The sequence below is a fragment of the Rhizobium sp. 01T444 genome (assembly GCF_056398305.1).
Genome location: NZ_JBFTPD010000169.1, coordinates 1 through 720, shown reverse-complemented (window position 1 = coordinate 720; position 720 = coordinate 1). Strand labels below are relative to the sequence as shown.

The window sequence follows — 720 nt, the reverse complement described above, 5'->3', positions numbered from 1 at the left end:
CTGCAGCGACGGTAGTTCTACCGTCTGCAGACGCAAACCGCACCGAATGCCATGGACAAACCTAGCTGCGTCGTCGTCATCCTTACTTTCAATTCCGCTTCGATCATCCGGGAGACCGTGTCGCAAGCCCTGAAGGTGAGCCCGCACGTTTTCGCGGTCGACTCCCATTCATCGGACGGCACGCCCGCCATCCTCGAAGCGCTGGGCTGCACTGTCGTGCAGCGGCCGTTTTCCAACTACAGCGACCAACGCAACTGGGCCATCGCCCAGGTCGAGAAGTCCTACGACTGGCAACTGCACCTGGACGCCGACGAGGTGCTCGACGAGGAAGCGGTGGGCGAGATCAAGGCCCTGCTTTCCGGCACGCCGCGCTTCGATGCCTACCTGATCCGGCGGCGCGACTACTTCATGGGCAAGATGCTGCGTCACAGCGGCGTCAACCCCTGGCATCTGCGGCTCTTCAAGTCGGGCGTCGGGCGCTGCGAGGCCCGCCTGTACGACCAGCACTTCATCAGCCAGGCCGCCACGGGCCGCCTCAACGGCTTCATGCACGACAAGAACTCGGCCCTCCTCACCCAGTGGATCGCCAGCCACAACCGCTGGAGCGACGCCGAGGCGAAGGAAAAGCTGGGCCCGCGCGCGCTCGCCGACGATGTCCTGAAGCCGCGCCTCATGGGTGACGCCCGTGAACGCACGCGCTTCATCAAGGAGGTCTATTAC

General features: G+C 64.0%; 1 protein-coding gene. It reads left to right on the top strand.

Features of this window, described 5'->3' with window-relative positions:
* Nucleotides 1–51 precede the first annotated feature (51 nt).
* Nucleotides 52–720 (top strand): glycosyltransferase family 2 protein (locus AC1DTN_RS37790; RefSeq protein WP_477925255.1); only part of this gene is annotated, 669 nt, incomplete at its 3' end.